The following is a 19,389-nucleotide window of genomic DNA, read 5'->3' on the forward strand; positions in this document are numbered from 1 at the left end:
TTTGTTTGTAATAATGATTTTAAGCATTAGTAAAATACCTACATATAATGGCAAGTAAGCGCGAAATTTGGCATTATAGCGCCATTAAACTTTGCACAGCTGCAAAGTGAGCAGACGGTTTAAGGAAAGTATATGCATATTCATATTTTGGGCATTTGCGGTACGTTTATGGGCGGTATTGCAGCCATTGCTAAGTCGCTTGGCCATAAAGTAACAGGTTCAGACCAAAACGTTTACCCACCTATGAGCACCCAGCTTGAAGAACTTGGTATTGAGCTCACTCAAGGTTACGACGTATCTCAATTAGAGCCAAAACCCGATATGGTAGTGATTGGTAATGCGATGAGCCGAGGTAATCCGTGTGTTGAATATGTGTTAGACAACAGCTTACCTTATACCTCCGGCCCAGAGTGGTTAAAGCATAACTTATTGCAAAACTCGTGGGTGCTTGCGGTAGCTGGTACGCATGGTAAAACAACCACAGCGAGTATGCTTGCCTGGATATTAGAATATGCTGGTTTAAAACCGGGGTTTTTAATTGGCGGCATAGTGCAAAATTTTGGTGTGTCGGCAAAGGTAGGTGAAACCCCTTTTTTTGTTATTGAGGCAGATGAATACGATACCGCTTTTTTTGATAAGCGCAGCAAGTTTGTCCATTACTTACCGCGTACATTAATTTTGAATAATTTAGAGTTTGATCACGCCGATATTTTTGATGATTTAAACGCAATTAAAAAACAATTTCACCACTTAATGCGTACACTACCTCACAGCGGTAAAGTAATTTGGCCAAAACAAGACAAAGCACTTGAAGATGTTATATCGCAAGGGTTATGGAGTGAAAGCGAAACGCTAGGCATTGATTGGGGTTACGAACTAATTAAACCCGATGGCAGCGAGTTTAATGTACTTTTGAATAATGAACACCAAGGTACGGTTAATTGGGGCGCAATTGGCGAACATAATGTTAAAAATGCGATTATGGCAATTGCTGCAGCGCGCCATGTAGGGATTGCTGTTAGCCACAGTATTGAGGCACTTGCCGAGTTTATAAGTCCGAAGAGGCGAATGGAACTCAAGGCCGACATAAACAGTATTAAGGTTTATGACGATTTTGCTCATCACCCAACAGCGATTAAAACAACCTTGGCGGGTTTACGCGCTAAAGTCGGCAATGAAAAAATTATTGCTATTTTAGAGCCTCGCTCAAACACCATGAAAATGGGTGTACACCAACATACGCTTCTTGCTTCATTAACTGATGCTGATGACGTACTTTTGTTTGAACCAGATAACTTAGGCTGGTCGCTTAACGAGCAAGCTCAAAAAGCGGGCATGCAGTGCTTTAATAGTACGCAAGCTATTATAAATACGGTGCTTGAAAATGTGCAGCCTTATCAACATATTTTAATTATGAGTAATGGCGGTTTTAACGGCCTTCATCAGCAACTAGTAGATGGTTTGGCTGATAAATTCAGCGGAGAATAATTTGCAATTTAAAGATAAAATCACCTTAGCGTTTAGTGGTGCCTCTGGCGCACCATATGGTTTAAAGCTGCTTGAAGTGTTATTAGAGCAGCAATACCAAGTGTATGTACTTATTTCGAGCGCAGCCCGCGTTGTGCTCGATACTGAGTCAAACATAAAGCTCTCGGCAAATGAAGATAAAGCCACTGAGCAGTTAAATACGCTATTTGATGCACAGCCACAACAATTACAAGTATTTGGTAAAGATAACTGGTTTAGTCCTGTAGCCTCTGGTTCTGCAGCGCCTAAAAAAATGGTTGTGTGCCCATGCAGTGCGGGGTCAGTATCGGCGATTGCTGTAGGCGCATCTGATAATTTACTAGAGCGTGCGGCCGATGTAGTGATTAAAGAACGTGGCCAGCTTATTTTAGTACCGCGTGAAACGCCTTTTAGCGAGATTCATCTAGAGAATATGTTAAAGCTATCGCGTTTGGGCGTTACCATTATGCCTGCAGCGCCGGGCTTTTATCATAAGCCGCAAAGCATAGAAGATTTAGTCGATTTTATGGTGGCTCGCATTTTAGATCATTTAAACATTGAGCATACACTAACAAAACGTTGGGGTTATGGTGAGGGTAAGTAATGAGTAAGCAAAGTATTGCATTAAATATTGAAGGCCTTACCAAGGTATACAAAAACGGCGTAGAGGCTGTTAAAGGTGTTGATTTACAAGTAGAAGAGGGCGACTTTTTTGCATTACTTGGGCCAAATGGCGCAGGTAAATCAACAACGATTGGTGTTATTTCGTCTTTGGTCAATAAAACTGAAGGTAAAGTGGAGGTATTTGGTTACGATATAGATACCCATCTTGAAGCTGCCAAGGCGCATTTAGGCTTAGTACCACAAGAATTTAACTTCAGCCAATTTGAAACGTTGACCCAAATATTAGTAAACCAAGCCGGTTATTACGGTGTACCGCGTAGCGAGGCACATAAGCGTGCTGATAAATATTTAGCCCAGCTTGGTTTGCTTGAGAAAAAAGATAAACAAGCGCGTACTTTATCAGGCGGTATGAAGCGTCGTTTAATGATTGCACGCGCACTGATGCACGAGCCAAAGCTACTTATACTTGATGAACCAACAGCGGGTGTAGATATAGAGTTACGACGCTCTATGTGGGAGTTTTTACGCAAAATTAATGAACAAGGCGTAACTATTATTTTAACTACCCATTACTTAGAAGAAGCAGAACTATTGTGTAAAAACATTGCCATTATCGATACCGGTCGCATTGTTGAAAACACGACGATAAAAGCACTGCTTGCAAAGCTTGATAAAGAAACGTTTGTACTTGATTTAAAAATGCCAGCTAAGCCAGTCACGTTGCAAGGTTATAAATTTACCATGACGGACGATCATACAATTGAGGTTGAAGTAGCTAAATCACAGGGCTTAAATGCAGTGTTTAGTGCGCTTACAGAGCAAGGCAATACTGTATTAAGTATGCGTAATAAGGCCAATCGATTAGAAGAGCTATTTGTAGGATTACTAGAGCAAGGGCGGGGCGAATAAATGTTTAAATATGGCGTAGCGCTAAAAAGTATATGGATTAAAGAGTGTATTCGTTTTCTACGTATTTGGGTGCAAACTCTAGTACCACCTGCCATAACAATGAGTTTGTATTTTGTTATTTTTGGTAACCTCATAGGTTCGCGCATTGGTGAAATGGGTGGGTTTAGTTATATGGAGTTTATTGTACCGGGCTTAATAATGATGTCGGTTATTACAAATTCATACTCTAATGTAGCTTCTAGTTTTTACTCAACTAAATTTCAAAAAAGTATAGAGGAGCTGCTTGTTGCGCCAGTGCCTAATTACATAATAGTACTAGGCTATATGGGCGGTGGTATGACTCGCGGCATGATGGTGGGCTTTATTGTTACCTGTGTATCGCTGTTGTTTGTTGATATTCAAATACACAATATATTTGTAATTATGGCAACGGTAATTTTAACCTCGGCGGTGTTTGCGCTAGGTGGTTTAATTAACGCTATTTACGCTAATAGCTTTGATGACATTAGTATTATTCCTACATTTATACTTACTCCGCTAACGTACTTAGGTGGCGTATTTTATTCAATTACTTTGCTACCTGAGTTTTGGCAAAACGTATCGCAAATCAATCCCATCATCTATATGGTTAACGCATTTAGGTACGGGTTTTTAGGTGTATCGGATGTTGATTTAACCGTCGCATTAGGTGTTATTTTAGTGTTTATTACCGTGCTATTTACTGTTGCGCTTACATTAATCAAAAAAGGTGTGGGGCTAAGACACTAATGAGTGATGCAAATTCTCGAAGTATTGTATCTAATCAGGCCGGTATTCACGAAAAGCTTGATGAAATAGTAAATAAGCATTTAAGCGCCGAGTTTAAAAAGCCCATTGCAGCACACACGCAAGCGGCATTTGATGAGGTTAATGAAAAAGTTAAGGCATTCAATGGCCCTCTTATTTTAGACTCTTGCTGTGGTGTAGGTGAAAGTACAGCTAACTTAGCTAAGCTTCACCCTGAAGCTCTTGTGGTCGGGATTGATAAGTCGTCGCATAGGCTTGATAAACACGACGTTCAATATAAGCAAAGCGACAGTGGTCAGTATATTTTGGTACAGGCTGATTTAAATGATTTTTGGCGCTTAGCAGTTGCAGCAAATTGGCAGCCTAGCCACCACTATTTGTTGTATCCAAATCCATGGCCTAAATCTAAACATATTCAACGCAGATGGCACGGAGCAGCTATATTTCCTTATATTGTTAAGTTAGGTGGCTTATTAGAAGTACGCAGTAACTGGGATATATATGTTAAAGAATTTGCAAGGGCGCTTGAACTAACCAGCCATATTTGCGAAGTGCAGCCTTATCACAGCGACGATGCAATCACCCCATTTGAGCGAAAGTATTGGGCCAGTGGCCAACAAAGTCACCGGCTTGTTATTGATTTAACCTAAGTTATGTTTAAGCGTTTTTCTATCGGCTAAAAATAGCTTTATCACTAACGTTTGGTTAATTAACTGATTAAGTCAGCATTTTCTGGTGTAGCAAATTGTGGCGCAGGTTGGGCAAAATGGTTACCCTGCATGAGCGTCACATTTGCTTTTTCTAACGCATTTACAATGGCTGCATTTTCGACAGATTCAGCTATAAGCAGTAAATCTAATTGGTTAGCAAATGCCGCTATATGCTCAATAAACAAGTAAATGTCGTTATCGTGTATTATCTGTTTTATCAATCCGCCATCTAACTTAATACCGTCAACTTCAAGTTTTAGGACATTTGAAATATTTGAATAACCGCTACCAAAGTCATCAATTATTACCTTAACGCCTTTACTTTTAACCATAGAAATAAATGCTTTAACTTCAGAATAATTTGCAATCGCTTGGGTTTCTATTAACTCTAAAGTGATATTGCTTGGGTGCGGATAGCGCTTAAGCTCGTTTGTGATGAATTCATTCAAGCTTGGGTCTAACATGTCTTGCGCTGTTATATTTAAGCTCCAACAAATGTTTGTTTTTCTAAAGCGGCTAATGCACTGTGAAAATATAGTGCGGGTTAATAACCCGTCCATTCTGGAGCGAGTAACTACATTTAAAAACGCATCGGGTTTTAAAATTTCTCCGCTTGCAGTAACCATTCGCGCCAAACATTCGTACTGAACTATCTGATTTGTTTTGGTATCTATTATTGGCTGAAAGTAAGGCACAATACGGTTGTTATCAAATGCATCATGCACTTCTTTGGCCATTTCTACATTATATTGATATTGAGTTTTAACATCGTGAAGTGCTTTAGAATAATTAATAACTGTGTGCCTACCTTGCTTTGCTTGTAGTGCAGCAATATGAGCATTTTCAAGTAATAGCGATTTATTACCCGTCGCAATACCAGCACACAATGTAATGTATATAAATGGATCAGTTAATAAAGGCGTATTGGCATTATAGGTTTCGATTAAATCGCTCAGCTCTTCATAAGGTGTTTCTTTAGGTGATAGCAGCACCAATTTATTGGTGGCTAAGCGGTATAAATGACAGTTGGCAGAGCAGCGGCTCTTAAAATGCATAAGCAAGTTTTTCATTACTTTATCGCCAATTTCGGTGCCGTAAAAGCTATTTATATCTTCAATTTCATTAACCCAGACAACAGCTAACTGCATATGATGACTGTTACTTTTTTTAAGTAAGTACTCCAACGCAATGTGGTTTTCAAACCCAGTACTGGAGTCGGTTGCTAATGAGCGCTTAAGTAAGTAAACATAAATAGCGGCAACAAGGATAGCTATAAAAAAGAAGAAGCTTGCCATAGCTGCTGCTTTGGAGACGCTTTCGCTTAGCTTTTGGTTAAGATCAAGAATCGTTATATCAGCGCCAGTAAGGTAAGTTTTACCAGTTTTATCGTCAACAAAAGGGATAAATATAGTTTTAAAGTGTCCCCATTGATCGGCCGACACTTCAAATACCGGCTCAGTGGAGTAAAAAGCGCTTATGTTGAGATCAGTTGCTTCTGGGTATATATCTAAATATTGCGTTATTTTGCCATTGTTCATATCGTCTTGCGTATAGCTTGATGCAGTAAAGTATACGCGGTTGTTTTTTAATATCATTGCATATACATATGCCACATCAAGCGCTTGTGCAAACTCAGAAAGTTGCCTGCTTTTGACTTCATAGTCAAAAAAATTAATTTGACCGTTTTGATTCATGGTATTTAGGTAGTCATCACCGAGTATATGCTTAACACTGGCTGCGGCATTAAGAAGGCGCGCATCAACAGATTCCATAATTTCAGCGCGGGTTGTGTGGTAGGTGTAGTAAATATAGACCACTAAGCTGACTAAAAATAAAGCAAAACCAGCCACTAACCAGCTCACTTTCACTCTTCCCTTAAGCATTGCCTGTCCCTTTTTTGTTGTTTTAATGATTATACTTAAAATACAAAATTGCCCAATAAATAATTAGTATTTATTAGATTAAATAAAATTTTAATTAAATTAACACTTTTTTGTCATGCGTGGTGTTGCTTTTAAGGCTTTTAACGAGACATTTTACTTATATTGCAGTACAGTTAGAGCAATTATTTAGAAACACTATTGCTTAACTTACCGCCATATTTGGGCGTTTTTACTAGTTAAACAGGTGTTTTAGCAACACACACACTAGGTATTAAGATGGATCAAAAGCGTTGTGCCGTCGCCTCTAAAGAAAGCCTCAAGCGTATATTTACTGTACCTGAAGCGCCTGACTCAACTTTAAGCAAAATTGAGCTTGAAATATCGAGTAATTTAGCAGGTTTTTTAAACGAAAATATAGCGGCAATCGAAAAACCATTACATGAAATTGAAAAAGACTTTCAAGCTGCGGTGATCCCAGAAAACCCAACGTTTGTATCTGCTTATGCTCAAGACATAATGGAGCAACTTGTTGCTCATTCTGTGCATACGGCTGCACCAAGTTTTATTGGTCATATGACATCAGCTTTACCGCATTTTTTACTGCCACTTTCAAAGTTGATGGTGGGACTAAATCAAAATCTAGTAAAAATTGAGACATCTAAGGCGTTTACCCCCCTTGAGCGACAGGTGTTAGGTATGATGCATCATTTAGCCTATGGCCAAAACGATGCGTTTTACTCTAAATGGATGCACAGCGCTAAAACGTCATTAGGTGCATTTTGCTCTGGTGGTACGGTTGCAAACATTACTGCGCTTTGGATTGCTCGAAATCGTTTGTTAAAAGCCGATGGTGAATTTACCGGTATTGCATCGCAAGGAATTGTGGCAGGTATGCTGCACTATGGATACAGAGGTCTTGCGGTATTAATTTCAGAACGTGGTCATTATTCATTAGGTAAATCGGTTGATTTATTAGGGATAGGGCGCGACAACTTAGTTGGTATTAAAACAACTGATGACAACAAGGTCGATGTAAATGCCATGCGAGACAAAGCCCGCGAGCTTGAGTCTAAAGGCATTAAAGTAATGGCAATTATTGGTGTTGCAGGCACAACCGAAACCGGCAATATTGATCCCCTCAACGAAATGGCTGATTTAGCGCAAGAGATTAACTGTCATTTTCATGTTGATGCTGCTTGGGGTGGGGCAACGTTATTATCTAATACTTATCGTCCTCTGCTCAATGGTATTGAGCGAGCAGACTCAATAACAATTGATGCCCACAAACAAATGTATGTCCCGATGGGTGCAGGTTTAGTGCTGTTTAAAGATCCCGCTGCAACCGATGCAATAGAGCATCATGCTGAGTATATATTGCGTAAGGGCTCTAAAGATTTAGGTAGCCACACACTAGAGGGTAGCCGCCCTGGTATGGCTATGTTAGTGCATGCTTGCTTACGTGTTATTGGCCGTAAAGGCTATGAAATGCTAATCGATCGAAGTATAAAAAAGGCAAAGTATTTTGCTGATTTAATCAAGGCAGACGAAGATTTTGAACTTATTTCAGAGCCTGAGCTATGTTTGCTTACTTATCGCTATGTGCCTAAGCAAATAAAACAAGCGATTGCTGAGGCTGATGAAAAAACACGGATTGATATTTTTGCTTCACTAAATCGTTTTACAGCCAGTATGCAAAAACGCCAGCGTGAATCTGGACGCTCGTTTGTATCGCGTACTCGTTTGACTCCAGCTCAATACGATAATCAACCTACGGTTGTGTTTAGGGTTGTACTGGCTAATCCGCTTACCTCGGGTGTGATTTTAAAAGAGATATTAGCTGAGCAAAAAGAGCTTGCTAAAACAGACCCAGTATTTAAAAAGTATTTAAGCAAATACATGAAATAGTAAATTTAGCATTTATAAAAAAAGACGCTGTTAAGCGTCTTTTTTTATTGCTTAGCTAAAAGCAACAGGCTTTTATAATATTGCTAATGATGTGCTGTGAAGGCTTTATTTTTTCCATTGCTAAAAATTCGTCAGGCTGATGCGCCTGATTAATAGAACCTGGTCCCATAACTATGGTTTCACAACCCAGTTGCTGAATAAAAGGTGCTTCTGTGCAGTAATTAACAGCAATGGCTTTTTGGCCCGCTACCTTTTCAGCTAGTTGAACTAGCGCGCTGTCGGTTCTGCCAGTAAATGCGGGTATTGGGTCATGTAGGTCAATAACACTTACTGAGTTTGGGTATTGCTCGTTTATGTCTTTTGTTGCATCTAGCAGCAGTGCTTGTAGCTCTTGTACGCTCAACCCTGGCAATGGGCGCATATCAATATGCATTTCACAACACCCACATATTCTATTTGCGTTGTCACCACCATGAATATTACCCAAATTTAAAGTAGGATAAGGTATTTCAAAGTGGCTTAGTGAATACTTATTCTTTAGTTGCTCTTTTAAGATCAGTAATTTTGAAGTCACTTTATGCATAACTTCAATGGCATTAAGACCACGTTCGGGATCGGAGCTATGGCCAGAACGACCGACAACTCTTATTGCAGTACTCATATGCCCTTTGTGTGTAAATACTGGTGTCATATCAGTGGGTTCGCCAATAATACAGCGTGCCGGCTTTAAGTTAGGATGTTTGCAAATTTGCTGTGCGCCTGCCATGGTGGTTTCTTCATCTGCAGTGGCAAGTATTAAAATTGGCTGTGTTTGTTGTTTTTCATCTAGTTCGCTTATAGCTTGTAATACGAAAGCAAAAAATCCTTTCATATCAATACTACCTAGCCCATACAGTTTGTTGTCGAGTTCTGTTAATTTAAACGGATCATGATTCCAGCGGCTGTCATCAAACGGCACTGTGTCGGTATGCCCAGCAAGCATTAAACCACCATCCCCGACGCCACGTTTAGCTAATAAGTTATAACGCCCTTTTTTACCTTCCAGTTCTATTATTTCACAAGTAAAACCGAGCGTTTCACACCAGATGGCAAGTAACTCGATAACGCTTTTATTACTCATGCATTCGCTGTCTTCAATTGCACTGATAGACGGGGCTGCAATTAATTGCTGGTACATAGAAATAAACGAAGGCAAAGACATAAAAAATTCCAAAATAACTATTCAATTTAATTGCATAACAATATAAAAGTATTTATTATGAATATCAATTCACTTTTTAAGCATAAATATATTAAGTAACGCAATGATGATAATGCGACGATAATCAAAATTCATTAACAAAAAAGACTTACTTAGCACCTAAGCTAGTGTAAGCGAACACACAAATAAGTAGTAATAGATTTTAAGAGAATGAGTAAATAATGAATGTAGCGATTATTGGCGCAAGTGGATACAGCGGCGCAGAACTAGCAAGCCTTGTGGCTAAACACCCAAATTTAAAACTGTCAGGTAGCTATGTATCTGAAGGAAGCCTAGATAAACACAAATTACTGAGTGATTTATATCCAGAGCACTTAGGTTTACTTGATACTCCTTTACTTCCTCTTACAAAGTCAGCGTTCGACGACATTAATGCGAATGCAGATTACGTATGCCTGTGTACCGACCATAAAGTAAGTGTAGATTTAGCCCCGCAATTTTTAGCGATGGGCAAAAAGGTGTTTGACCTATCGGGTGGTTATCGCCTAGCAAGCAATGATGATTACGTTACTTATTACGGCTTTGAACATAAGCACCCTGAGTTATTAAATGAATCGGCCTATGGTTTAGCTGAATGGAATAGCAACGACATTGCAAATGCAAATTTAGTGGCTGTTGCTGGCTGTTATCCTACCGCGGCGCTGAATGCGTTAAAGCCACTTCAGCAAGCAGGTTTGTTAAGCGACGACAAAATTATTATTAATGCAGTGTCGGGTGTAACTGGCGCAGGGCGTAAAGCCAGTGTAGGTACTCACTTTTGTGAAGTGTCGCTAGCGCCATATGGTTTATTTAATCATCGCCACGGACCAGAAATAGAGCAACACCTTGGTCACCAGGTTTTATTTACCCCTCATTTAGGTAACTTTGCTCGCGGTATTTTAGAAACCATTTACGTGCAACTAAAACCTAATGTTACAAGTGAGCAAGTGGCTAAGGCCTACAGCGTGCTTGAAAACGAGCCTTTAATCCGCTTGTTAGGTAGTAAGATCCCGTCAATTAAGGGAGTTGCAAAGCAGCCTTATGTTGATATTGGTTGGCAGCAGCAAGGCTCTCAACTCATTGTTATGGCAGCCATTGATAATTTACTAAAAGGTGCTGCAGGGCAAGCTCTGCAGTGTATTAATTTATCAATGAATTTAGACCACTCCACAGGCTTAAAAGGAGCGTTTTAATGGCTAAAAAAACGTGGGTTATTAAGCTTGGCGGCGCTGTACTTAATACTGAAAATGCTGCTCGTGCGTTATTTGATGTGTTGTCTAATCAGCCAAGTCATAACTTTGTAATTGTGCATGGTGGCGGGGCATTAGTCGATACATGGTTAAAAGAAGCCGGTTTTGTTAGCGCTAAGCATCAAGGTTTACGTATTAGCCCGGCAGAGCAAATGCCCCATATAGTTGGTGCACTTGCAGGTTGTGCAAACAAGCAGTTAATGGCTCAAGCTATTGCTTCTGGCCATAAACCTGTTGGTTTAAGCCTTTACGAAGCAGGCGTAACCGCATCGCAAAAGCTCAAAGCATTGTGCCTAGTAGGAAAGTGCGAAAGTAACAACGACTCTATTATTAACGACTTACTAAACGTCGGGCGCTTACCAATTGTTAGCTCTATAGGTTTTGACGAGCAAGGGCTTTGGTACAACGTTAATGCAGACGAGGCAGCGGCAGCTATCGCCAATAATTTAAATGCAGAACTTATTTTTATGACTGACGTAGAGGCCGTTCTTGACGCTAATAAGCAGCCAATACATCAATTAGATACAAAACACATTGAGACTTTAATTGCAGAGGGAGTAATTGTGGGCGGGATGGAGGTCAAAGTTAAGACCAGTCTTCACGCTGCCCTACACTTACGACGCGGTGTGTATATTTCCAGCTGGCAAAAGCCAGAAAATTTAACTGCTTTGCTGCAAGGCGAGCATGTCGGAACAAAGATTACACCATAGGGTTACCATGTTAGAGAATTTTTTAACGGGTCTAGAATTAGACCAACAAGGCGCACTTAATTTATTAAAGCTGGCGCGTGATTTAAAGGCAAAGCCAGAAAAATACAGTCAAGTACTAGCGGGCAAGTCAGTTGTTACGCTATTTGAAAAACAGAGCTTACGTACGCGTTTGTCGTTTGATATTGGTATTAATCGTTTAGGTGGTCATGCGGTTTATTTAGATCAGCAAAATGGCGCTATGGGCGCACGTGAATCTGTAAAAGATTTTGCCCTTAACATTTCAACGTGGGCCGACGGTATTGTAGCGCGTGTAAACCAGCATAGTACGTTAACCACCTTAGGTGAGTACTCTTCTGTTCCTGTGGTTAATAGCTTGTGTGACTTGTATCACCCTTGCCAAGCATTGGCAGACTTTTTAACGCTTCAAGAAGTGCATGGCGATGTGAGCGAGCTTAAAGTAGCTTACCTAGGAGAGGGCAATAATGTAACTCATTCACTTATGCTATTAGCGGCAACGCTTGGTACTGATTTTGTGGCAGTAACGCCTAAAGGCAGCTCGCCTGATTCGCAAATTCTTAAAAAAGCAGAGCAAATAGCAGCTATGAATGGCGCATCAGTAATGGTAAGTGACAGGGTTGAGGCGGCGGTTGGCGCAAACGTTGTTTACGCCGATACATGGGTTTCAATGGGGGACGATACCCCGCTTGAGCAAGTTAAAGAAAAATATATGCCTTATCAGTTAAACCAAGCATTGCTAGATCAAACAGGGGCGACTACGGTATTACATTGCCAACCGGCACACCGTGAGTTTGAAATTACCTCTGAGGTAATGGACGGCCCAGCATCAAAAATTATTCAACAAGCAGAAAATCGCATGCATGCGCAAAATGCTCTGCTAGTTACATTACTAAATCCAAATTTTGTTAAGGAACACCTATGAGTTCAATTAAAAAAGTCGTTTTAGCCTATTCAGGTGGTCTAGATACATCGGCTATCGTGCCATGGTTAAAAGAAAATTACGGCTGTGAAGTAATCGCGTTTGTTGCCGATGTAGGCCAAGGCGCAGAAGAGCTTGAAGGCGTTGAAGAAAAAGCCATCGCATCAGGCGCATCAGAGTGTTACGTAGTTGACTTAAAAGATGAAATGGTAAGTGAATACATTTACCCAACGCTTAAAACAGGTTCTATTTATGAAGGTACTTACTTACTAGGTACCTCAATGGCGCGTCCAATCATTGCTAAAGCGCAAGTTGAAATTGCACGTAAAGTAGGTGCCGATGCACTTTCGCATGGTTGTACGGGTAAAGGTAATGACCAAGTACGTTTTGAATCGTGCTTTGCAGCGCTTGCACCCGATTTAAAAGTCATTGCACCATGGCGAGAGTGGGACTTATCAAGCCGTGAATCACTACTAGATTACTTAGCCGAGCGTGATATTCCGTGTTCTGCTTCAGCAACAAAAATTTACAGCCGTGATGCTAACGCATGGCACATTTCCCACGAAGGTGGCGAGCTTGAAGATCCATGGTGTGAGCCTAGCGACCAAGTTTGGACTTGGACTAACTCTCCTGAGCAAGCACCCGATAAAGCCGAGCTAGTAACATTAAAAGTAGTTGAAGGTGAAGTGGTTGCCGTCAATGGCGAAGAGCTTAAACCTTATGATTGTTTAGTTAAATTAAACGACATTGCATCACCGCATGGTGTTGGCCGTGTTGATATAGTAGAAAACCGTTTAGTCGGCATGAAATCTCGTGGTTGTTACGAAACCCCAGGTGGTACGGTGATCATGGCGGCCCTTCAAGCAATAGACGAGCTAGTACTTGATAAATCAAGCCGTAAGTGGAAAGAAGTATTAGGCGGCGAATTTTCGCACCTAGTGTACGACGGACGTTGGTTTACGCCGCTTAAAGACTCTATTTTAGCGGGCGCCGAGGCGTTATCTACATTAGCAACGGGTGAAGTGGTACTTAAGCTTTATAAAGGCCAAGTGACTGCGGTTCAGAAAAAATCACCTAACAGCCTATACAGCGAAGACTTTGCGACCTTTGGCGAAGATGATGTGTATGACCAATCACATGCTGAAGGCTTTATTCGTTTATTCTCGCTTTCAAGCAGAATTTCGGCGTTGTCTAAAAAGTAAATTTTACGCCCCTTGTAAAAGGGGCATTTCAGGGTTTGGAGATATTTCATGGCATTATGGGGCGGACGTTTTTCTACGGGTCCAGACGAGGCGTTTAAACAATTTAACGACTCACTTCCATTTGACTACCAACTAGCAGAGCAAGATATTATTGGCTCTGTTGCATGGGCTGGCGCACTTGAACAAGTTAACGTGCTATCAAACGATGAGCACAAAGAATTAGTATCGGTATTATACGAGCTACTCGAAGAGGTAAAAGCAGACCCAATGGCTGTAGCTACCTCAGGTGCTGAAGATATTCATTCGCACGTTGAAGCGGCTCTAATTGAGAAAGTGGGTGACTTAGCTAAAAAGTTACACACAGGTCGCAGTCGAAATGACCAAGTAGCCACCGACTTTAGATTATGGTGCCGTGATACTGCCGATCATATTTTAAAAGCCATTGCGCAATTAAAGGCTGAATTTGTTGCGTTGGCTGAACGCGAACTAGGTACTATTTTACCTGGTTATACCCATTTGCAACGTGCACAACCCGTACTATTTAGCCACTGGTGTATGGCGTATGTTGAAATGCTAGAACGCGACGAAAGCCGTTTGCAGGACGCTAAAGCCCGTATGAACTATTGCCCGCTAGGCAGCGGCGCATTGGCAGGCACTGCTTACCCAATTGACCGCCAAACACTTGCACAAGGCTTAGGCTTTACAGGTGCAACTAAAAACAGCCTTGATGGTGTATCTGACCGTGACTTTGTTGTTGAGCTATTAAGTTGTGCGTCTATTTCAATGATTCACTTATCGCGTATGTCTGAAGATTTAATTTTTTATAACTCAGGTGAAGCGGGTTTTATTGAGCTTGCCGACAATGTTACATCTGGCTCGTCTTTAATGCCGCAAAAAAAGAACCCAGATGCACTTGAGCTTATCCGTGGTAAAACAGGTCGTGTATTTGGTGCCTTTAGCGCCATGATGATGACCCTTAAAGCACTCCCTCTTGCTTACAATAAAGATATGCAAGAAGACAAAGAAGGCATTTTTGATGCGATGCCAACATGGCTTGCGTGTATTCACATGGCACAAGCGTGTATTAAAGGCGTAAAGGTAAAAGGTGAGCGCACATTAGCTGCGGCAAAAGGTGGCCATGCAAATGCAACCGAGCTGGCTGATTACTTAGTTGCTAAGGGGGTACCTTTTAGAGAGGGGCATCATATTGTAGGTGTGTTGGTGCAGCTTGCAATAAGTGAAGATAAAACCCTTGAGGAGCTCTCACTTGAACAATATAAATCAGTAAATGATGTGTTTGAAGACGATGTTTATCCTGTACTTGAAATAGACGCCTGTATTAAAGCACGTCAAGCAGTTGGCGGCACCTCCATTGAGCAAGTCACTAGCGCAATTAAAGCAGCCAAAAAAAAACAGCAGATAACGGTTCGTGATGCCAATCTAGACGACGTTGAATCAATTGCAAAACTTATTCAACACTGGGCAACTGTCGGCGAAAACTTGCCGCGTGCTAAAAGCGACATGGTGCATTCGATTAATGAATTTGCTGTAACCGAAATAGACGGCAAAGTGTCGGGCTGTGCATCGCTGTATATATACGATACCGGCCTTGCAGAGATACGCTCTTTGGGTATTGACCCGCAAAGTGCAGTAACTGGGCAAGGGCGGCAATTAGTTGACCATTTACTAATAAAAGCCAAAAAATTGGCACTTAATCGCGTAATTGTACTTACTCGCGTGCCAGACTTTTTTGAAAAACAAGATTTTGCTTTTTGCAGTAAAGACAGCCTGCCAGAAAAAGTAATGAAAGATTGTGAATTGTGCCTTCGTAAAGAAAACTGCGACGAAGTAGCAATGGAATACATTTTAAAGCCAAGTAATAAAGCGGCGATCCCGTGTAAATTCGTGGCTTAAACTCCCTGGATACAAAAAACGTACGGTTACCCCTGTGCGTTTTTTTATGCCTGAACTTATCTGGTCGGAGGTGTTTTGGTTGTCTCAACTTCTAGTAAATTTACTTAAAAATAAAATTTAAATAAAAGTTGGTACATAGCTTGCAAATAGCTATGTAGTTATAAATAGCAACTACTACCATGAGTAGTGCATATACCTACACAATGGTGTGATTTATTTTTACGCCAATTAAATTAAACTTTTATAAGGATCAATTACATGCAAATTTCAGCTAATAGCCAAGTGCAAATGCAAGCATACAACAAAACACAACAATTACAGCCTGCGGCTGAACAAACTAGTAGCACTAAAACCCTACAATCTGATACAGTAAGTTTCTCGCAAGAAGGTTTAAGTGCGGCCAGTGTTGATCTACAGCGTGCTGGTGTTTTGCCACCTGACATGATTAAACCAAAGTGATAATTTAAGGCGTTTAATGTTTTTACAAGAGTTATTTGGGCTATTCTCTCTCTCTGCATTTTTTATGTGGGGCTTTTTAATGGCCTTTTTTTTTAATGTATTTATTTATACAATCGGTTTAAAAAAAGGCACAACTCTTTTATTTAGCTCTTTTGTAATGATGTGTTCATACACCTTATCAGATTACTTTTTTACTTGGCTTTCTTTTAAAAATTCATTCTACTTAAATTTCGCCTTATATGATATCGCTACAATTACCGCTCTTCTGTGCTTATACAAAATAGTAAAAAAAACCACGCCATCTTTCTTATATTTAGTATTAGGCCTCAGTATAAATACCATTTTCTTTTTATTAATGCATTTAGACACTGACATTTATGAAAATAAACATCATTGGTGGTTTTGGGAGGTTTATATGTACGCTATGAACTCAATAGACATTATTATGATTGTTGCATTAATAATTGATAGAGATATTTTAGGGCTGCATAAACTTAAAAATGCAATCCGCACATTACTAAATCCAAGCGCTAATTCAAAAGAGCCCTAGCTTAAAATTCATTTTTTATTTTTGCGATGAAAAAACGTCAAAGCATAAATTGAAGTGCGGTAACTTTACTCAAAGTGACTACGTTACGACAAACACGCACCATAAAGTATAAGCCACATGTCACTTAGCTTTAGACTGTAAAATAAAAGAATACTCCTTAAATTTGGTAAACAACCTAATCATGAAACGCTTTAAAACTAGTTCCAACTATCTTTCTATATTAGCGTATTTGTAATATAGGTTTTTTGTATGTCCTTTTTATCCCCCTTAGCTTCAAGCATATACAAACCTATTCAATTAAATATGTACTTACCGACCAGAATGACCTGCTCTTATTACATTAGCGATTATTATGTTAGATGACCTGATGTTAACCCCAGATGTAAGTTTTTATATTGGAGCATTGGTACAGTGGGGTTTTTTAATGGCCTTTTTGTACTCATTCGTTTCTAGCATTAATACACCTGACAAAAAGCGTGTTTGGTTATCTCTAGTGATGACGGTTTCATATCTATCAAGCCTTTTTATAGATATTCAAACAATTCAGTACCTCGATTTTTTTTATTTTGATATAGCTACTATTTTTGCCCTAGTGGTACTTAATTTATTTATTAAAGAGAGGCTTATATCCGCCTATTTATCAACGGGGCTCTCAGTGAATGCTATCCTATTTTTAGGAATGCATTTAGATACCGTGGTTTATAATAACTACGAACCGTGGCTTTTTACAGTACTTTACTCTTGGCTAGTCAACTTTAACGACTTTGCCATGGTTGCCGTTTTCTTCATTAAAAAAGACTTCTTGGGTTTGGTTAAAGCAAAATCATACATATACAAACAATTGAGTCGAAGTTTATAAATGCTTGAACATGCCACATTAATGCTTGGTTCAATCAATGACCATTTGAGTATTTTTATCACATGGTTTTTTACTGTTGCATTTCTTTATAATTTAACAATAAGCATAAATGTTAAAAACAGAAGCGCTATGTTTCTGTCTTTAATAATGATGGTGTCGTATACGCTGACCTTAATAATGGGAAAAGCGCAGTTAATGATTACGACTTCGTTTTATTTAGATTTTGCTCTATCTGACGTGGTTGCTATTTTTGCAATCGTGACCTTTTCACACTTTTACAAAGCGCCTTACTCAATTGCATATTATTATCTTATTCTTGGTTTGAGTCTTAACGCTATGCTGTTTTTGGTTATGCATTACGATTATGCTGTTTCGGCTAATTATGATTATTGGTGGGGTTGGGGATTGTATGCTATTGGACAGGTTTCTAGTGATATAATAATGGCTTTAGTACTTATTGCTAATAAAGATATTTTAGGTTTGGTTAAATTGAAAAATGTTGTGTTGAATCGTAAAACACCGGTGGCTAGGTAATGGGTAGTTTTTTGGAGGACTTTTTTTGGAGTCTCGCTGAAATTAGCGAGCTCTTGGGCATACTCATTACATGGTTATTTGTTTTTACATTTTTATATAACCTGTCTGCGGCCATCAATAAATCAGACAACAGCCGCACTCAGCTGTCATTCATTATGATGGTTTCTTATACGTTGAGTTTGTACATAAACATATACACACCATTACGGTACCTACAATTATTTGCCTTTGATGTAGTCACTATTGCCGTTATTTTTATTTGGCGGCTGTGCTTAGGTAAAGTCATCCCTGTAGGCTTTTATTATTTAATAGCAGGACTGTGTATTAATGCAGCGCTTTTTATGGCCATGCATATTGATATAATAGTAAGCTCAAATTATGAATTTTGGTGGTTGTGGATGCTTTATGGCTTTTCAACACTTATTGTTGATTTCATAATGGCTCTAGTACTTATTACAAATAAAGATATTTTAGGATTGGTTAAATTAAAAAACATTATGTTGAATCGTAAAACACCGGCAGCTATTTAATGGGGAGTAATTTGGAAAGTATATTCCTAAGCATTGCTGAGATTGGTGCGCCTCTTGGTATTTTTATTACGTGGCTATTTGTTTTTACTTTTTTATATAATTTATCCGCGGCTATTAATAAACCTGATAATAGCCGAACTCAACTGTCATTCATTATGATGGTTTCTTATTCGTTGAGTTTGTACATATATGCGTATACGCCATCGGTGTTTTTGCAATTATTTGCCTTTGACGTTGTTACTATTGCCGTCATATTTATTTGGCGGCTGTGCTTGGGTAAAGTTATTCCTATTGGCTTTTATTACTTAATTGTAGGGCTATGTATTAACGCATCGCTTTTTATGGCTATGCATATTGATACAATAATACAGCTTTATGGTGGATATTGGTGGTTATGGGCGGTATACGGATTAGTGGTACCACTTGTTGATTTAACGATGGCTGTAGTACTTATTGTCAATAAAGATATTTTAGGGTTGGTTAAATTAAAAAATACAGTAATAAATCGTAAAAATAAAGCCGGTGAAATAAGGAAAGTGTAGTTTGGTAGATTTTATGTGGAGTCTCGCTGCAATAAGCGAGCTCATAGGTATAATTATTACGTGGTTATTTGTTTTTACTTTTTTATATAACCTTTCTGCAGCGATTAATAAACCTGATAATAGCCGAACTCAACTGTCATTCATTATGATGGTCTCTTATACGTTGAGTTTATACATAGACGCTTATACTCCAGCGCCTTATCTTCAATTATTTGCCTTTGATGTCGTCACCATTGCCGTTATTTTTATTTGGCGGCTGTGCTTAGGGAAATTCATCCCTGTTAGCTTTTATTATTTAATAGTAGGGCTGTGTATTAATGCATCGCTTTTTATGGCCAT

Annotated in this window: 19 protein-coding genes and 1 pseudogene; 18 read left to right on the forward strand and 2 right to left on the reverse strand. The window is 39.5% G+C overall.

Annotated features, from left to right (window positions below):
- The first annotated feature begins 132 nt into the window (after window positions 1-132).
- Genes mpl through trmB form a run of 5 tightly spaced genes read left to right on the forward strand, consistent with a single transcriptional unit; the run spans window position 133 to window position 4,475 of the window.
- Window positions 133-1,488 carry a UDP-N-acetylmuramate:L-alanyl-gamma-D-glutamyl-meso-diaminopimelate ligase gene (gene mpl, locus CWB65_RS05260; RefSeq protein WP_138740092.1) on the forward strand — a complete coding sequence of 452 codons (1,356 nt, stop codon included), beginning with the start codon at window positions 133-135 and terminating at the stop codon, window positions 1,486-1,488.
- A gap of 1 nt (window position 1,489) precedes the next feature.
- Window positions 1,490-2,110 carry a flavin prenyltransferase UbiX gene (locus CWB65_RS05265; protein ID WP_006791563.1) on the forward strand — a complete coding sequence of 207 codons (621 nt, stop codon included), beginning with the start codon at window positions 1,490-1,492 and terminating at the stop codon, window positions 2,108-2,110.
- Window positions 2,110-3,039, forward strand: a complete 930-nt coding sequence (locus CWB65_RS05270) for an ABC transporter ATP-binding protein (RefSeq protein ID WP_138740093.1) — start codon at window positions 2,110-2,112, stop codon at window positions 3,037-3,039. The genes CWB65_RS05265 and CWB65_RS05270 overlap by 1 nt, the downstream gene beginning before the upstream one ends.
- A complete protein-coding gene (locus tag CWB65_RS05275; protein ID WP_006791561.1) occupies window positions 3,040-3,807 on the forward strand; it encodes an ABC transporter permease in 768 nt (255 codons plus the stop codon).
- Window positions 3,807-4,475, forward strand: a complete 669-nt coding sequence (gene trmB / locus CWB65_RS05280; protein ID WP_008130603.1) for a tRNA (guanine(46)-N(7))-methyltransferase TrmB — start codon at window positions 3,807-3,809, stop codon at window positions 4,473-4,475. Before CWB65_RS05275 ends, trmB begins: the two co-directional genes overlap by 1 nt.
- 59 nt (window positions 4,476-4,534) lie before the next feature.
- On the opposite strand, the gene CWB65_RS05285 is transcribed toward trmB, so the two are convergent.
- A complete protein-coding gene (locus CWB65_RS05285) occupies window positions 4,535-6,418 on the reverse strand; it encodes an EAL domain-containing protein (protein WP_008130606.1) in 1,884 nt (627 codons plus the stop codon).
- Window positions 6,419-6,694: 276 nt separating this feature from the next.
- Here CWB65_RS05285 and panP point away from each other — a divergent pair, with 276 nt between their 5' ends.
- On the forward strand, window positions 6,695-8,323 hold the full coding sequence (panP, locus tag CWB65_RS05290; protein WP_006791558.1) for a pyridoxal-dependent aspartate 1-decarboxylase PanP: 1,629 nt from the start codon (window positions 6,695-6,697) through the stop codon (window positions 8,321-8,323).
- Window positions 8,324-8,378: 55 nt separating this feature from the next.
- On the opposite strand, the gene argE is transcribed toward panP, so the two are convergent.
- Complete coding sequence (argE, locus tag CWB65_RS05295) at window positions 8,379-9,524, reverse strand: acetylornithine deacetylase (RefSeq protein WP_138740094.1); 1,146 nt, start codon at window positions 9,522-9,524, stop codon at window positions 8,379-8,381.
- 221 nt (window positions 9,525-9,745) lie between these two features.
- On the opposite strand from argE, the gene argC reads away from it, so the two are divergent.
- From argC to CWB65_RS19915, 12 genes and pseudogenes are all read left to right on the forward strand, one after another.
- Window positions 9,746-10,756: an N-acetyl-gamma-glutamyl-phosphate reductase gene (gene argC, locus CWB65_RS05300; RefSeq protein ID WP_138740095.1), complete on the forward strand. Its 1,011-nt coding sequence runs from the start codon at window positions 9,746-9,748 to the stop codon at window positions 10,754-10,756.
- Complete coding sequence (gene argB, locus CWB65_RS05305; RefSeq protein WP_138740096.1) at window positions 10,756-11,523, forward strand: acetylglutamate kinase; 768 nt, start codon at window positions 10,756-10,758, stop codon at window positions 11,521-11,523. Before argC ends, argB begins: the two co-directional genes overlap by 1 nt.
- A gap of 7 nt (window positions 11,524-11,530) precedes the next feature.
- Window positions 11,531-12,463: an ornithine carbamoyltransferase gene (locus tag CWB65_RS05310; protein ID WP_039037711.1), complete on the forward strand. Its 933-nt coding sequence runs from the start codon at window positions 11,531-11,533 to the stop codon at window positions 12,461-12,463.
- Window positions 12,460-13,662 carry an argininosuccinate synthase gene (locus CWB65_RS05315; protein ID WP_008130621.1) on the forward strand — a complete coding sequence of 401 codons (1,203 nt, stop codon included), beginning with the start codon at window positions 12,460-12,462 and terminating at the stop codon, window positions 13,660-13,662. The genes CWB65_RS05310 and CWB65_RS05315 overlap by 4 nt, the downstream gene beginning before the upstream one ends.
- A 48-nt stretch (window positions 13,663-13,710) precedes the next feature.
- Entirely contained in the window at window positions 13,711-15,576 is a 1,866-nt protein-coding gene (gene argH / locus CWB65_RS05320; RefSeq protein WP_138740097.1) for an argininosuccinate lyase, read from the forward strand.
- 258 nt (window positions 15,577-15,834) lie between these two features.
- Window positions 15,835-16,035 (forward strand): hypothetical protein, encoded by a 201-nt coding sequence (locus tag CWB65_RS05325; protein WP_138740098.1) that lies wholly within the window; start codon window positions 15,835-15,837, stop codon window positions 16,033-16,035.
- Between the two features lie 16 nt (window positions 16,036-16,051).
- On the forward strand, window positions 16,052-16,585 hold the full coding sequence (locus CWB65_RS05330; RefSeq protein ID WP_138740099.1) for a hypothetical protein: 534 nt from the start codon (window positions 16,052-16,054) through the stop codon (window positions 16,583-16,585).
- A gap of 352 nt (window positions 16,586-16,937) precedes the next feature.
- On the forward strand, window positions 16,938-17,444 hold the full coding sequence (locus tag CWB65_RS05335) for a hypothetical protein (RefSeq protein ID WP_138740100.1): 507 nt from the start codon (window positions 16,938-16,940) through the stop codon (window positions 17,442-17,444).
- Window positions 17,445-17,978: a hypothetical protein gene (locus tag CWB65_RS05340; RefSeq protein WP_138740101.1), complete on the forward strand. Its 534-nt coding sequence runs from the start codon at window positions 17,445-17,447 to the stop codon at window positions 17,976-17,978. It begins immediately after the preceding gene.
- Window positions 17,978-18,508, forward strand: a complete 531-nt coding sequence (locus tag CWB65_RS05345; RefSeq protein ID WP_138740102.1) for a hypothetical protein — start codon at window positions 17,978-17,980, stop codon at window positions 18,506-18,508. Before CWB65_RS05340 ends, CWB65_RS05345 begins: the two co-directional genes overlap by 1 nt.
- Window positions 18,508-19,050: a hypothetical protein gene (locus CWB65_RS05350; protein WP_138740103.1), complete on the forward strand. Its 543-nt coding sequence runs from the start codon at window positions 18,508-18,510 to the stop codon at window positions 19,048-19,050. Before CWB65_RS05345 ends, CWB65_RS05350 begins: the two co-directional genes overlap by 1 nt.
- Before the next feature lie 13 nt (window positions 19,051-19,063).
- Window positions 19,064-19,389: pseudogene (locus CWB65_RS19915) on the forward strand (hypothetical protein); the annotation flags it as partial.

This window comes from Pseudoalteromonas sp. S554, from assembly GCF_005930865.1.
GTDB classification, from domain to species: domain Bacteria; phylum Pseudomonadota; class Gammaproteobacteria; order Enterobacterales; family Alteromonadaceae; genus Pseudoalteromonas; species Pseudoalteromonas marina.

Bases quoted from the DNA above. Each gene is read 5' to 3' on its own strand.
- argH (WP_138740097.1), top strand. From the start codon at position 13,711: ATGGCATTATGGGGCGGACGTTTTTCTACGGGTCCAGACGAGGCGTTT.
- argC (WP_138740095.1), top strand. From the start codon at position 9,746: ATGAATGTAGCGATTATTGGCGCAAGTGGATACAGCGGCGCAGAACTA.
- CWB65_RS05285 (WP_008130606.1), bottom strand. From the start codon at position 6,418: ATGCTTAAGGGAAGAGTGAAAGTGAGCTGGTTAGTGGCTGGTTTTGCT.
- trmB (WP_008130603.1), top strand. From the start codon at position 3,807: ATGAGTGATGCAAATTCTCGAAGTATTGTATCTAATCAGGCCGGTATT.
- CWB65_RS05350 (WP_138740103.1), top strand. From the start codon at position 18,508: ATGGGGAGTAATTTGGAAAGTATATTCCTAAGCATTGCTGAGATTGGT.
- CWB65_RS05315 (WP_008130621.1), top strand. From the start codon at position 12,460: ATGAGTTCAATTAAAAAAGTCGTTTTAGCCTATTCAGGTGGTCTAGAT.
- CWB65_RS05270 (WP_138740093.1), top strand. From the start codon at position 2,110: ATGAGTAAGCAAAGTATTGCATTAAATATTGAAGGCCTTACCAAGGTA.
- CWB65_RS05330 (WP_138740099.1), top strand. From the start codon at position 16,052: ATGTTTTTACAAGAGTTATTTGGGCTATTCTCTCTCTCTGCATTTTTT.
- CWB65_RS05335 (WP_138740100.1), top strand. From the start codon at position 16,938: ATGTTAGATGACCTGATGTTAACCCCAGATGTAAGTTTTTATATTGGA.
- CWB65_RS05325 (WP_138740098.1), top strand. From the start codon at position 15,835: ATGCAAATTTCAGCTAATAGCCAAGTGCAAATGCAAGCATACAACAAA.
- argB (WP_138740096.1), top strand. From the start codon at position 10,756: ATGGCTAAAAAAACGTGGGTTATTAAGCTTGGCGGCGCTGTACTTAAT.
- mpl (WP_138740092.1), top strand. From the start codon at position 133: ATGCATATTCATATTTTGGGCATTTGCGGTACGTTTATGGGCGGTATT.
- argE (WP_138740094.1), bottom strand. From the start codon at position 9,524: ATGTCTTTGCCTTCGTTTATTTCTATGTACCAGCAATTAATTGCAGCC.
- CWB65_RS05275 (WP_006791561.1), top strand. From the start codon at position 3,040: ATGTTTAAATATGGCGTAGCGCTAAAAAGTATATGGATTAAAGAGTGT.
- CWB65_RS05310 (WP_039037711.1), top strand. From the start codon at position 11,531: ATGTTAGAGAATTTTTTAACGGGTCTAGAATTAGACCAACAAGGCGCA.
- CWB65_RS05340 (WP_138740101.1), top strand. From the start codon at position 17,445: ATGCTTGAACATGCCACATTAATGCTTGGTTCAATCAATGACCATTTG.
- CWB65_RS05345 (WP_138740102.1), top strand. From the start codon at position 17,978: ATGGGTAGTTTTTTGGAGGACTTTTTTTGGAGTCTCGCTGAAATTAGC.
- panP (WP_006791558.1), top strand. From the start codon at position 6,695: ATGGATCAAAAGCGTTGTGCCGTCGCCTCTAAAGAAAGCCTCAAGCGT.